This is a genomic window from Nocardiopsis nanhaiensis (assembly GCF_054778635.1).
Genome location: NZ_BAAGZJ010000002.1, coordinates 177946 through 190969, shown reverse-complemented (window position 1 = coordinate 190969; position 13024 = coordinate 177946). Strand labels below are relative to the sequence as shown.

General features: G+C 70.1%; 11 protein-coding genes. 6 read left to right on the top strand and 5 right to left on the bottom strand.

The window, feature by feature from the left end; all coding sequences use genetic code 11:
• Positions 1 to 159: 159 nt before the first annotated feature.
• Entirely contained in the window at positions 160 to 552 is a 393-nt protein-coding gene (locus ACYVD1_RS01750) for a VOC family protein (protein WP_460766680.1), read from the top strand.
• A gap of 23 nt (positions 553 to 575) precedes the next feature.
• Here ACYVD1_RS01750 and ACYVD1_RS01745 read toward each other — a convergent pair whose 3' ends face one another.
• A complete protein-coding gene (locus ACYVD1_RS01745) occupies positions 576 to 1238 on the bottom strand; it encodes a GntR family transcriptional regulator (protein ID WP_460766677.1) in 663 nt (220 codons plus the stop codon).
• Between the two features lie 122 nt (positions 1239 to 1360).
• Between ACYVD1_RS01745 and ACYVD1_RS01740 the strand changes: the two genes are divergently transcribed.
• Positions 1361 to 2602: a CoA transferase gene (locus ACYVD1_RS01740; protein WP_460766674.1), complete on the top strand. Its 1242-nt coding sequence runs from the start codon at positions 1361 to 1363 to the stop codon at positions 2600 to 2602.
• A gap of 101 nt (positions 2603 to 2703) precedes the next feature.
• Positions 2704 to 3858, top strand: coding sequence for an acyl-CoA dehydrogenase family protein (locus ACYVD1_RS01735; protein ID WP_460766671.1), 1155 nt, complete (start codon positions 2704 to 2706; stop codon positions 3856 to 3858).
• A gap of 21 nt (positions 3859 to 3879) precedes the next feature.
• Here the strand turns inward: ACYVD1_RS01735 and ACYVD1_RS01730 are convergent, their stop codons facing one another.
• From ACYVD1_RS01730 to ACYVD1_RS01715, 4 genes are all read right to left on the bottom strand, one after another.
• Positions 3880 to 5202 carry an MFS transporter gene (locus tag ACYVD1_RS01730; RefSeq protein ID WP_460766668.1) on the bottom strand — a complete coding sequence of 441 codons (1323 nt, stop codon included), beginning with the start codon at positions 5200 to 5202 and terminating at the stop codon, positions 3880 to 3882.
• A 65-nt stretch (positions 5203 to 5267) separates the two neighbouring features.
• Positions 5268 to 7337, bottom strand: a complete 2070-nt coding sequence (locus ACYVD1_RS01725; RefSeq protein WP_460766664.1) for a TRAP transporter permease — start codon at positions 7335 to 7337, stop codon at positions 5268 to 5270.
• The gene (locus ACYVD1_RS01720; RefSeq protein WP_460766661.1) at positions 7334 to 8533 is read right to left on the bottom strand and encodes a TAXI family TRAP transporter solute-binding subunit; all 1200 of its coding nucleotides are present in this window, start codon (positions 8531 to 8533) and stop codon (positions 7334 to 7336) included. The genes ACYVD1_RS01725 and ACYVD1_RS01720 overlap by 4 nt, the downstream gene beginning before the upstream one ends.
• A gap of 217 nt (positions 8534 to 8750) precedes the next feature.
• Positions 8751 to 9671 carry a LysR family transcriptional regulator gene (locus ACYVD1_RS01715; protein ID WP_460766656.1) on the bottom strand — a complete coding sequence of 307 codons (921 nt, stop codon included), beginning with the start codon at positions 9669 to 9671 and terminating at the stop codon, positions 8751 to 8753.
• 85 nt (positions 9672 to 9756) lie between these two features.
• On the opposite strand from ACYVD1_RS01715, the gene ACYVD1_RS01710 reads away from it, so the two are divergent.
• The 3 genes from ACYVD1_RS01710 (at position 9757) to ACYVD1_RS01700 (ending at position 12986) form a co-directional block, all read left to right on the top strand.
• On the top strand, positions 9757 to 10557 hold the full coding sequence (locus ACYVD1_RS01710) for an enoyl-CoA hydratase/isomerase family protein (RefSeq protein ID WP_460766653.1): 801 nt from the start codon (positions 9757 to 9759) through the stop codon (positions 10555 to 10557).
• Between the two features lie 75 nt (positions 10558 to 10632).
• Positions 10633 to 11808: an acyl-CoA dehydrogenase family protein gene (locus tag ACYVD1_RS01705; RefSeq protein WP_460766650.1), complete on the top strand. Its 1176-nt coding sequence runs from the start codon at positions 10633 to 10635 to the stop codon at positions 11806 to 11808.
• A complete protein-coding gene (locus tag ACYVD1_RS01700) occupies positions 11805 to 12986 on the top strand; it encodes a CaiB/BaiF CoA transferase family protein (protein ID WP_460766645.1) in 1182 nt (393 codons plus the stop codon). Before ACYVD1_RS01705 ends, ACYVD1_RS01700 begins: the two co-directional genes overlap by 4 nt.
• Positions 12987 to 13024: the final 38 nt, after the last annotated feature.

Here is a 13024-nt window from a genome sequence, read left to right as displayed (position 1 = left end):
GCCTCCCTTCCTCAGGTGCACCGCTGCCCGGACAGGGCAAGCGCCACACCCACTTGCCGGACAGATACCAATCCTTTGCCGTGGCGGCGACCTGGAACTGGGCGCCGGGAAGCGGCGCACACTTCGGGCTGAGGGGGAGCGGCTGGGAGTATGCGGGGCATGGACATTCTGAGCAGCCGCGTCCTCTTGCGGCCCATCGACCTCCTCCGCAGCCGGGACTTCTACCGCGACGTGCTGGGACTCGCCGTGCACCGCGAGTTCGGCGGCCCCGAGGCTCCGGGAACGGTCTTCTTCCTGGGCAACGGGCTGCTGGAGGTCTCCGGGACATCCGAGCCGTCCGGGGTGCCCCCGCTCTCGCTATGGGTGCAGGTGCGCGACGTCGAGGCCGAGTACGCCCGCGTGACAGCGTCCGGGGCCACCGGCCTGCGAGAGCCGAAGCAGGAGTTCTGGGGGCTGGTCGAGGCCTGGATCACCGACCCCGACGGGGTGCGGATCGTGCTCGTCCAGATCCCCGACGACCACCCCCTGCGCCGGGACCAGCGCACTTTCTGAGCCCTTCGCGCGATCCCGGGTGGTCAGGGGGAGGGGGAGGCCTCCGGTGCGGGCAGGTCTGCGTGCGCGGCCAGCAGGCGGCCGGCGTGGTTGACGTGGTCGCTCATGGCGCTCCGCGCGGCTTCGGGGTCGCGGGCCCGAAGCGCGTTCAGCACGGCGAAGTGGTCGTGCTGTGTCGCGTCGGGCCACCCGCCCACCCGGTGGTAGTAGCGCAGCGGCACGTACCGCGTGGCGGTTCTGAGGAACCAGGTCAGCTTCGTGGTGGCCGCGGCCCGGTTGATGGTGCGGTGGAACTCGTGGTTGAGGCGCTCGACCGCGGTCAGGTCGTCGCGGCCGAGTGCGTCGACCAGCTCGGCTTGGAGGGCGTCGAGCTGGTCGATCTGCTCGTCGGTGAGCAGCGGGGTCGCGCGCGCCGCCAGTTCACCCGCGATCTGTGCCTGGACCCAGAACAGGTCCAAGAGGTCCTGTTCGGAGAGCGGGGCGACCGTGAAGCCCCGCCGGGGCTCGAGGGTGAGCAGCCCTTCGCCCCGTAGGGCGACGAGCCCCTCGCGGACCGGTGTCACGCTCATGCCGAGCTCCTCGGCGATCCGCTCGACCCGCACGAACTCACCGGCGCGCAGTTGCCCCGTGAGGACGAGCTCGCGCACGTGAGCCGCCACTTCGTCGCTGAGCTGGGGTCGGGCCATCGGGTTGCTCCTGTCGGGTGCCGCTCTGCAGGTACCTCCTGAATCTACCCTCTCCATGGATAATGCATTATATTTTCTGTGGCGTGGAACGCGCGCCCCAACGAGAGCGTGAAGGAGGCGTGGTGGTCGAACACGGACACGACCAACCGCTGGCTGGCTTGAGGATCGTGGAACTGTCCAGCTTCGTGGCGACGCCGCTGTGCGGCCTGGCGCTCGCGCAGCTCGGGGCCGAGGTGATCCGGGTCGAACCGCTCGGGGGTGCCCCGGACCGCGGTCGGTGGCCGCTGAGCGAACAGGGGACCAGCCTCTACTGGACGGGGCTGAACCGCGGCAAGAAGGCGGTCGAGGTCGACCTGTCCCAGCCTGAGGGCCGCCGCCTGGTGGCCGAACTCGTCGCCGGTGGCGGCGAGGACGGGGGAATCGTCGTCAGCAACTCCGAGCGCCACACTGACCTGGGCTACGAAGCCCTGAGCCGACTACGCCCCGACCTCATCCACGTCCAACTGGTGGGCAGGCGCGACGGCGGCACGGCCGTCGACTACACGGTCCAGGCGAGCTCCGGGTTCCCCCTGGCGTCCGGTCCCGACAATCACGAGGGTCCGGTGAACAGCACCGTTCCCACCTGGGACCTGGCCGCGGGCCTGTACTTGGCCAGCGGACTGCTCGCCGCCGAGCGCCACCGCTCCAGAACCAGTCGGGGCCGCAGGATCCGGGTCGCTCTCGAGGACGTCGCCCTGGCCACCGCCGGCACACTCGGGCACCTCGCCGAGGCACAGCTGCGCCCCGATTCCGCCCGTACCCCGGACGGCAACCATGTCTACGGGTCCTTCGGACGCGACTTCCAGAGCGCTGACGGCGAGCGGTTCATGGTGGTCGCCCTGACCCCGCGGCACTGGTCCGACCTGGTGGAGGCGACCGGCCTCCGGGAGGTGTTCGGCGCGCTGGAGCACAGCCTCGGCACCGACCTCTCCGACGAGGGGGCGCGCTACACGCACCGGGAGGAGCTCGCCGGGCTCATCGCCGGGTGGTTCGCCCGTCACCAGTCCGACCGGATCCGCGAGGCCCTCGGCGCGACCAGGGTCCTGTGGTCGACCTACCGCAGCTTCGCCCGGATCGCGGCGAACGGCGCCGAAACCCTGCGCGAACACCCCCTGTTCCACCTGGCAGAACAGCCGGGCGTCGGCGCCCACTACGCCCCCGGAGGGCCGGTCGCCGTCGACGGCGAGAACGCCCGCCCCGGCCCGGCACCCCGGGTCGGTGAGCACACCGGGGCCGTTCTCGGCGGAGCGCTCGGGCTCGCCGAGGACGACCTGAAGGGCCTGGTGGAGCGCGGGGTCCTGCGCGGCGCCGACCCCGGCACCTGAGCGCTCTGCGCCCCCGAACACACCACGCCACGGCCCAGGCGCCACACGGGCTGCTTGGCATGTCGGCCGAACGAACATCGTACGAAGGACGGGAACGGATCATGAGCGGACTCTCACCGGACGAACAGGACATGGTGGACGTGGTCGCCACGTTCGTCGACCAACGGGTACGGCACCGGGTCAGGGACTTCGAGCCGACCGACACCTATCCCGAGGAGTTCATCGAGGAGATGAAGAAGCTCGGGATCTTCGGGCTCCTGGTGCCCGAGGAGCACGGCGGGGTCGAGGTCGGCGCCGCGTGCTTCGCGCGGATCACCGAAGAGCTGGCCCGGGGCTGGATGAGCCTGGCCGGTGCCATGGGAGGCCACTCGGTGATCAGCTACCTCATCCGCGAGTTCGGTACCCCCGAGCAGCGCGAGCGCTACCTCCCCGGCATGGCCGACGGCTCCGTCCGCGCCACCATGGCCCTCACGGAACCCGCAGGGGGCAGCGACCTGCAGGCCATGCGCACCCAAGCGCTGGCCGACGGCGACGCCTACGTCGTCGACGGGTCCAAGACCTGGATCTCCAACGCCCAGCACGCGGGGCTGATCGGCCTGCTGTGCGTCACCGACCCCGAAGCCGAGCCCGCCCACCGGGGCATGAGCGTCCTGCTGGTCGAGCCGGGTGAGGGGATGACCGTCTCCGGCAAGATCCCCAAGCTCGGCTACCGCGGTGTCGAGGCCTGCGAGGTGACCTTCGACCGGATGCGGGTTCCGGCCGGCGCGGTTCTGGGCGGGGAGCCGAACCGGGGCTGGGGCCACATGATGCGGGGCCTGGAGGTCGGCCGTATCCAGGTGGCTGCACGGGCGGTCGGTGTGGCCCAAGCGGCCCTGGCCGACGCCGTCTCCTACGCCCAGGACCGGGAGTCGTTCGGGAAACCGATCTGGAAGCACCAGTCGGTCGGCAACCTGCTGGCCGACATGGCCACGAAGGTGCGCGCGGCCAGGCTCATGACCGTCGACGCCGCCGAGCTCCTGGACGGGGGCGAGCGCACGGACATGGAGGCGGGGATGGCCAAACTGTTCGCCTCCGAGACCGCGATGGAGGTGGCGCTGGACGCCATGCGGGTGCACGGCGGTTACGGCTACTCGCGTGAGTACGAGGTCGAACGGTACTTCCGGGACGCGCCGCTGATGATCCTGGGTGAGGGAACCAACGAGATCCAGCGCAACGTGATCGCCGCGCAGCTCGTCGCCCGGGACGCGGGGGGTTAGGGCGTGTTCGGGCGGCACACCCTACGTCGGCTCGTCGGCGTTCGAGTGCTCGGCCGGCGGTGCCGCGGGCGGTCCCATCAACAGTCCGAACGAGACCAGCACGAGCACCACCGGCCCCGCGTATACGGCGAACAGGTTCCCCATGGGAAAACTGATCGCCACCCAGGCGTATCCGCAGGCCAGGCCGGAGAAGCGGACCATGTTGTGGATGCCCAGGGCCGTACCGTGCGTGGCGGCGGTCGAACGCATGACGCCGAGCGCGGCGCTGCTCTGGACCGCGCCGATGGCCGAGCCCACGACCACCAGGGCCACCACCGTCACCGCCACCACCGCGACCCGGTAGTCGGCCGTGCCCACCGCACCAAGGGCCAGCAGCCCCAAGCCGAGCGCCGCGAGCCCTCCCTGGAGTACCGCCCGTGGGGTGAGGCGCGTACCGATCCAGGACGACACGGGTGCGAACAACGTCATCGACACTGCCAGGGAGAGCGTGATCAGTGCGATCACCTCCGGGCCCATCCCGAAGTCGCGGCCCAGGTGGAGCGGGGTCGCGACGACCACGACCCCCAGACACGTCATCACCGTGCCCGCGGCGGCGGTGCTGCGCAGGTACCGGCGCTCGACCAGCAGGCGGAGGTCGACCAGGGCCGCCGGGCTGTAGTGGGCGAGCAGGGCGTGCACGCACAGCGCGACCACCCCGAAGCCGACGAGCCCCAGCCCCACGGCGAGGCCGCCCTGCTGTCCCGCCCAGGTGAACGCGCCCACCAGCGAGCCCACACCGATGATCAGCGTGATCATTCCTGTGGCGTGCATCGGCGGGCGCCCGGAGGGGGCGGCGGGCACCAAGCGCGCGATGAGCACCATGACGGCCAGGCTGATCAGCGCGTGGGTCCCGAAGACCGCCCGCCACCCGAGCAGGTCGGCGATCAGGCCGCCCAACGGCAGTCCCAAGGCCTGGCCGACACCGATCGCCGAAGCCCATGCGGCCATCATCCGTGCCCGCTGCCGAGGCCAGAAGTAGGCGAGCGTCTGCTGTACCGCCGGCGGCGTAGCCGAACAGGCGACCCCCTGCAGCGCGCGCATGAGGACCAGGAACCACAGCTCCTGGCTGAACGCGGCACCGATCTGGGCCGCCACCATCAGGGCGAGGGAGGACGTGAGGACGAGCCGGGGCCCCAACCGCTCGCACGCCCAACCGGCCACCGGTGAGAACAGCACCATCGCCAGGGTGAAGGCGCTGACGGCGAAGACGATGCCGCTCGGCGACGCGCCCAGGGCGGAGGCGATCACGTTGATCGGCGCGCTGATGATCGTGCTGGTCAGCGTGCCCAGGGTCGAGCTGGCCAACAGTACGACATAGGCCGTCCGTCTGGGCTCGATCGAGCCGCCCGGTGCGGCTTTCCCCGGGGCGTTCACTCGCCCCGGCTCGCCGCTGACCCGGGTTCGCGCTCCCGCTCGGTCGGCGCCTCGGCGGCGGCCGGTCCGACGGTCAGCCGGACCACCACGGCGAGCACGGCGACGACTGCCGTTCCCAGCAGGCTGCTGGCCTGTTCGGGAGCCAGGGCCGCGAAGCCCGCCACGAACGCGACCCCTCGGGTGAGGGGCCCCATCGGGCGCTCCACTCCGATCAGATAGCCCTCGAAGGCACAGCAGATGACGACCACCCCGATCACCGCGAACAGGATGGCCAGTGCGACCTCGCCGGGGGCGGCGCGTCCCACGAGGGCGGGGTTGAGGGCGAAGCAGAACGGGATGACGTACATCACCGTGCCCAGGCGCATTGCGGTCAGGCTTGTGGCCAAGGGTTTCGTCCCGGCGATTCCTGCCGCCGCGAAAGCGGCCAGGCCCACCGGAGGTGTGATGTAGGAGACCGTGGCCCAGTAGATGACGAACAGGTGGGCAGCGATCGGGTCGATGCCCAAGGCGACCAGCGCCGGGGCCAGCACGATGGCCAGCAGTACGTACACCGCCGAGACGGTCATGCCCATACCCAGCACGAAGGAGGTGATCGCCCCGGCGACGAGGACGAGCGCAACGGAGCCGCCCAGTGCGTGGACCATCTCCCGGGCCAGGGACAGCGACACCCCCGTTATCGACAGGCCTCCGATGATGAGTCCGACGCCCGCGATGATCCCGACGATCTCGGCCAGCGTCCGGCCAGCGCTGTAGAAGAGGTTGGCGACCTGCCGTCCTCCGAGCCGGTCGCGGCGGCGCAGCACGGCATACAGCAGCAGTCCGGCCACGACGATGAACGGGGCCTGCGCCTCGCGGTGGTAGTACACCAGGAGGGCCAGCAACGCGGCGAGGGCGACCACGAAGGGCCAGCCGCGCAGCAGGACGGGCACCAGGCGGGGTAGCTGGACGCGGGGAAGACCCCGCAGACGCTTCTTCGCGGCGTAGGCGTCCACTTGGACGTAGATGCCGAGGTAGAGCAGCAGAGCGGGGATGGCCGCAGCCAAGGCGATCTCACCGTAGGGGACACCGACGAAGGAGACCATGAGGAATGCCGCGGTCCCCATGATCGGCGGGGTGAGCGAGCCGCCCGATGAGGCGGTCGCCTCGACGCTGGCCGCGTACTTTCCGGAGAGCCCGGCTCGCCGCATCGCCGGGATGGTCATGGGGCCGCTGGTCAGCACGTTGGACACGGCGCTGCCGCTCATCATGCCGAGAGTGGCCGAGCTGGCCACGGACACCTTGGCCGACCCGCCTCGGGTGGTGCCGAAGATCGACTGGGCGAAGTCGTGGAAGAACGCGGCGCCGCCGGTGTGCTGGAGGACCACACCGAAGAGCAGGAACCCGATGAGGATGCTCGCCGCGGTCTGCAGGGGCAGGCCGAGGACGGACTCCACACCCATGGCGTGCATCTGCGCGAGTCCGACGAAGTCGTACTGGATGCCCTCGAGGATCCCGATCGGGATCCCGCCCGCGATCAGCGGGTAGAGGGAGAAGGCGGTGGCGATGCCCGTGACGATGATCCCCGCGGTGCGCCGCAGCGCCTCGAGTACGAGCACCCACTGCGCGTAGCTCAGCAGTACGGCCAGGCTGGGGGCGACGTAGTCCCATCCTTCGGTGAGGATGCGCTCGCCGTGGAGTCCGAAGTACACGTTGATGCCCAGGACCGCCGCGGCGAGGGCGGCGTCGTAGGCGGGCACGCCTGTGCGGCCGTGCCTCTTACTCACGGGGAAGGCGATGAAGACGATCGGGAGGAACGCCGCCAGGACGAAGTAGAGGAACTCGTTGATGAGCAGCGTGCGCCCGAACGGGTTCCAGTAGAAGACCTGGCTGAGGGTCAGGGCGATGCCGACCGCGGTGAGCAGGATGACGACGCCGCGCCAGGGGCCGTTGCACCGCGTGGTTGCCGGAGGGGCGGCCGCATCCTCGGTGGATGCGCTGCCGGTGGAGCCAGCTGGGCCGGGGGACTCTGGGTTGTCAGGGAACTTGGCGGCGGGTGGTGCGCTCGCGGGGCGCCCGAGGTCGCTCATGAGCCTTCTTCCTCGTTGGTGGTGTCCTCGGCCTCTGTGCCGCCCTGCGGTTCCCCGTCCGAGACGGGTTCGGGGACGGATACGTCGGCCTTCACCTCGGGCCAGGACTCGCGCCGGTTGTCGTCGTCGGCCACCTCGGGCCAGCGTTCGCGCAGCGTCTCGCCGCGTTCGACGAGTTCCTCGTTGAGGCGCTCGGCGTCTTCTGACCACGCGCCCTCCTCCTCGAGGAAGTGGACCAGGCCCTCGTGGAAGGGCACCTGTTTGGGGGCGGTGAGGACCTCGTCCTCGGACCAGTACGGGACCGTGGCCGTGGAGTTCTCGTAGTGGTCGAAGTTGTCGACGATGCTGCTGATCGCCTGGTGGACGATCTCCGGGTCCGTGTCGGCGTAGGTGACGACCGGAACGGAATAGAGCATGCCGTTGTCGGTCTCGCCCTCCTCTTGGCCGGGTGCGCCGCCGAACTCGCCGATCTCGACCGACGGGGATATGGACGTGACCTGCTCGACGCTCTCCGGTGAGGTGTCGTCCATGCTGAGCCAGCGGACGGAGAATGCGGACTCGAGCTCGTAGAGGGACGAGCCGTAGACCTGCTGGAAGAGGACGTCGAGCATGCCGGACTGCAGCGCGCCGGGCTGTTCTCCGTAGCCGACCTCGACGGGGTTGACATCATCCCAGGTCAGTCCGCCGTAGGCCAGGTAGGCCTCGAGCTTGTTGTTCACCGACGGGTTGGCGGTGATGTAGGGGAAGTCGGAGCCGCGCAGGTCCTCGAAGGACTCGATATCGGAGCTGTCCGGTACGAGGAGGCCGTGGGGTGCGACGGGGGCCCAGACGACACGGACGTCCTGTGGCCCCCACAGCTCGGTGGTGAAGTCCTCGTCCCCCTCGAAGGAGAAGATGTACTCGTCACCGGTCCGTGAGAAGTGGGCCGGGCCCTCGCGTAGGGGCGCGAGCCGCCCGATGCCCGTGTCGGAGGTGATGATTCGGACAGGGGTGTCCTCGTGGGTGGTGATGGCGTCGGCCACCGCTGCGACGTCGGCATAGGTCGAGGTGCCGGTGCCGTAGGTACTCCAGACCATCTGCCGGAGCTGGCCGTCCTCGTCCAGCTCGGAGGTGGTCGCGCAGCCGGTGGCCGCGATCGCGGCTGAGAGGGCGATGGCCGCGGCGCTCCGCCGGGGGCGGGCGGCGGGCTTTCTCATGATGGATCCTCCCAGGCATCGACTAGGGCGAACCCCTGTGTCTTGGATCACTGTGCCTGTGAGGTCATGCACATTTCCAATACTTTGTCATGGGGTGGCCGATACCTGGATCGCATCAATCTTTGGCTCTGGCTTGCTCCATCGCAAAAAATCTGGGCATGGGGGCGCGAGTGGGGGGCGCCGACGCTGTGCCCGCGCCGCGGGCCGGTGGCCGAGGTCAGGGCTGGTTCGCGCCGACCAGATGCGCCGGGGTGGGCAGGGCTTCCTCGGAGGCCAGGAGCACCTCGCGCAGGGCGGGGCTCACCTCGTGGCGGCGCCACGCCAGGCGGGCGAGGGAGGGTTCGAGGGGTTCCTCGATCCGGACGCGGCGGATGCGGTCCTGGGGGACGTTGTCTACCACGTTGTCAGTGGTGAAGGTCAGCCCCACCCCGGCGCCCACCAGAGCCATCACGGTCCACGAGTCCGAGGCGACCTGGACGATGTTCGGCGAGAAACCCGCTTCATAGGCCGTGCGGATGAAGGCGTCCCGCAGGCTCGACCCGGGGTCGGCCGGCAGTGCCACGAAGGGCTCGTCCCGGCACTCGGCGATGCTCACGACCTCGCGGTCGGCCAACCGGTGCCCTTCTGGGACCGCGAGGACGTAGCGCTCCTCGACCACGACCCGGTGTGCGATCCCCGGAGGTTCCACCCGCCACCGGACGATGGCCAGGTCCATGGTCCCGTCGATCACCGACCTGAGCGCTTCGTTGGCGTAGGTCGTGCTCCGCAGCCGCAGTTCGATCCCTGGCCGCCGCTGGCGCACCAGCCGGCTCAGGTCGCCGACGAGCAGGTGCGAGGACGGGCCCGCGAACCCGAGCCGTACCAGGCCCGTCTGCCCCTCCCCGGCGGAGCGGACCGCGCTGCGCGCCACCCGGCACCCCTCCATGACGTCGTTGGCTGGCTCGATGAGCGCCCTGCCCGCCGTGGTCAGCTGTACCGAACGGGTGGTGCGCACGAACAGCTGCGCGCCCAGGTCGCGTTCGAGCTGCTTGATGGTGCGGGTCAGTGGAGGCTGGGCCATGTGGAGCCGTTCTGCGGCGCGGCCGAAGTGCAGTTCCTCGGCCACGGCGAGGAAAGCTTCCAGGTGGTGCAGGTTCATGGGCAGAACCTATGCCACAGGAGTATCAATGGGCCATGGGTCGGGTATTGGACGCGCAGCAATGCGGCTCGGGAAGCTGGGCGGTATGACCCACACCGCTCCCAAGCCCCCAGTCCCGGAGGCCGCCGTCCTGACCGAGGACCGCGGCCACGTACGGATCCTCACGCTCAACCGGCCCGAACGGCGCAACGCCCTCGATCTGGCCGACCGCGGTGCGTTGCTGGCCGCCCTCGAGGAAGCCGACTCCGACGCCGGTGCGCGTGCCCTGGTGCTCACCGGTGCGGGCCCGGTCTTCAGCGCCGGCGGCGACATCGCCTCGATGTCGCCGGACCCGGAGGTCGCCCGGATCCGGCTCGACACGGTCAACCGGATCGCGCGCCAGATGCTCACCGCCGGTACGCCGGTCGTGGCGGCGGTGGAGGGGGGCGCCTACGGTTTGGGCCTGTCTCTGTCGTGTGCCTGCGACACCGTGGTGGCCGGGCGCGGGGCGGACTTCGCTGCCTCCTTCGCCCGGATCGGACTGGTCGCCGACACCGGCCTCTTCTACAGCCTGCCCAAGCGCGTGGGCGCTGCTCGGGCCCGCCAGCTGCTGATGAACGCCCGCACTGTGCCTGCTGAGGAGGCCGAACGGATCGGCTTGGCCGACGAGGTGGTCGACGACGGCGCGGCACTGGAGCGCGCCGTCGCGGTGGCCGCACGCCTGGCCCGTTGGTCCGCGCCGATGGTGGCCGCGACCCGGCGCATCCTGTCCCAGCCGGACCAGAGCCTGGAGGCCCTGTTGGCGGCGGAGGCCGAGGCGCAGATCGAGCTGCTCGCCGGGCCGGAGTCCGCTGAGGGACGGGCCGCGTTCCTGGAGCGCCGCCGAGCGGATTTCGTGGACCCATGATTGTTGAATTTGAGGTATTAATCAGGATTTATTAGGTATTGGACACGTATGAGCGGAGCGGTCATCATCGGGAGCATGAGTTCCGAGACAGAGGTCACCTCCGAAGACTTCGCCGACATCCACGCGCAGGTGCGCGACTTCGTGCGTACCAAGGTCGTCCCGCGGGAGAACGAGATTCTCGCGACCGACGCCATCCCCGAGGACATCCACCGGTCAGCCGCGGACATGGGCCTGTTCGGATACGCGATCCCCCAGCGCTGGGGCGGCCTCGGGCTGGACCTCGTCCAGGACGTCGAGCTTGCGATGGAGTTCGGCTACACCTCCCTCGCCCTGCGGTCCCTGTTCGGCACCAACAACGGCATCGCCGGGCAGGTCCTCGTCAACTTCGGAACCGACGCCCAGCGCGAGCGCTGGTTGGCGGGCATCGCCTCCGGCGAGGTGATCGCCGCCTTCGCCCTCACCGAGCCCGGGGCGGGTTCCAACCCCGCCGGCCTGCGTACCAAGGCCGTCCAAGAGGGATCAGAGTGGGTCATCGACGGCCGTAAGCAGTTCATCACCAACGCTCCGATGGCCGGCCTGTTCGTCGTGTTCGCCCGCACCGGTGAGCCCGGCCCCCACGGCAACGGTATCGCCGTCTTCCTGGTCCCGGCCGACGCGCCCGGCGTGACCGTGGGGCCGAAGGACGCAAAGATGGGCCAAGAAGGCGCCTGGACCGCGGACGTCACCTTCGACTCCGTACGGGTCGGTGCGGACGCCCTGGTCGGCGGTGAGGAGAAGGTCGGCTACAAGGCCGCCATGACCTCGCTCGCCAGGGGCCGCGTGCACATCGCCGCCCTCTCGGTCGGTGCCGCCCAGCGCGCGCTCGACGAGTCCGTGTCCTACGCCGCGGCCAACACCCAGGGCGGTGTCCCCATCGGGGAGCACCAACTGGTGCAGGCGATGCTCGCCGACCAGTACACGGGTGTCGCGGCCGGGAGGGCGCTCGTCCGCGACGCCGCCGCCAAGTACGTCAGCGGCGAGGACCGGCGCATCGCACCCTCCGTCGCCAAGCTCTTCTGCACCGAGATGGTCGGCAACGTCTCCGACTTGGCGGTCCAGGTGCACGGCGGAAGCGGCTACATGCGGGAGGTCCCGGTCGAACGCATCTACCGCGAGGTACGCCTGCTGCGCCTGTACGAGGGCACGAGCGAGATCCAGCGACTCATCATCGGGGGCGGCCTGGTCCGCCAGGAAGGTGCGAAGCGCCAGTGACCGGCCAAGCGGAGCCCGGGACCCTGCCCCTGGAAGGCGTCGTGGTGGTGTCGCTCGAACAGGCCGTGGCCGGCCCGATCGCGACCCGTCACCTCGCCGACCTCGGCGCCCGGGTGATCAAGTTGGAACGCCCGGGAGAGGGCGATTTCGCCCGCTCCTACGACGAAGCCGTCAACGGACTCGCCTCGCACTTCGTGTGGTTGAACCGTTCCAAGGAATCGGTCTGCGTCGACCTCAAGTCCGAGCAGGGACGGGCCGTCGCCCGCGCACTCATCGCCAGAGCCGACGTGTTCGTGCAGAACCTCGCGCCGGGCGCGACCGAGCGACTGGGCCTCGGTGCGCAGGACCTGCGCGAGGGCCACCCCGAGCTGGTCGTGGTGAACCTGTCCGGTTACGGCACCTCCGGCCCCAAGGCCGCACGGAAGGCCTACGACATGCTCATCCAGGCCGAGTCCGGGATGGTGTCGGTGACCGGGACGCCGGAGACCCCCACCAAGACCGGGGTGCCCAACGCCGACATCGCCGCCGGACTCTACGCCGGGATGTCCGTTCTGTCGGCGCTCTACCGCCGCGAGCGCACCGGGGAGGGGGCCACGGTCGAGGTCTCCATGTTCGACTCGGCTGTGGAGTGGATGGGCCACGCCATGTACATGCAGCTCTACGCGGAGCGGCAGATCCCCCGCATGGGCCTGAGCCACGCCTCCATCGCCCCGTACGACGCCTACCCCACCAAGGACGGCGACATCCTCATCGGGGTCCAGAACGACCGGGGGTGGCGCGCCCTGGTCGCGGACGTGCTCGGTCAACCCGAGTACGCGGACGACCCGCGCTTCCGGACCAACCTGCTGCGCGTGCGCAACCGGGCGGAGTGCGACGCGTTCGTGGCCGACCGGACCAGCCTCTGGAGCACGTCGGACCTGGACGAGCGTCTGGCCGAGGCGGGTATCCCCGCGGCCCGGATCAACCAGATGTCCGACCTGGTCGAACACCCCCAACTCTCCGAGCGCGACCGGTGGCGCACGATCGGCACCGAACGCGGAGGCATCCGAGCGGTGCTGCCTCCGATGACCTACGGCGACGTCGAGATGCGCATGGACCCGGTGCCCGCGCTCGGGGCGCACACCGAGGCGGTTCTGCGGGAGCTCGGCTTCGACGAGGAGGCCGTCGGTGAACGGTGACCGACACCCAGAGGAAACCGCGACCCCAAGGAAAAAGG

Coding starts and splice junctions, on each gene's coding strand:
- ACYVD1_RS01705 (WP_460766650.1), top strand. CDS start 10,633: ATGAGTTCCGAGACAGAGGTCACCTCCGAAGACTTCGCCGACATCCAC.
- ACYVD1_RS01710 (WP_460766653.1), top strand. CDS start 9,757: ATGACCCACACCGCTCCCAAGCCCCCAGTCCCGGAGGCCGCCGTCCTG.
- ACYVD1_RS01750 (WP_460766680.1), top strand. CDS start 160: ATGGACATTCTGAGCAGCCGCGTCCTCTTGCGGCCCATCGACCTCCTC.
- ACYVD1_RS01725 (WP_460766664.1), bottom strand. CDS start 7,337: ATGAGCGACCTCGGGCGCCCCGCGAGCGCACCACCCGCCGCCAAGTTC.
- ACYVD1_RS01715 (WP_460766656.1), bottom strand. CDS start 9,671: ATGAACCTGCACCACCTGGAAGCTTTCCTCGCCGTGGCCGAGGAACTG.
- ACYVD1_RS01720 (WP_460766661.1), bottom strand. CDS start 8,533: ATGAGAAAGCCCGCCGCCCGCCCCCGGCGGAGCGCCGCGGCCATCGCC.
- ACYVD1_RS01745 (WP_460766677.1), bottom strand. CDS start 1,238: ATGGCCCGACCCCAGCTCAGCGACGAAGTGGCGGCTCACGTGCGCGAG.
- ACYVD1_RS01735 (WP_460766671.1), top strand. CDS start 2,704: ATGAGCGGACTCTCACCGGACGAACAGGACATGGTGGACGTGGTCGCC.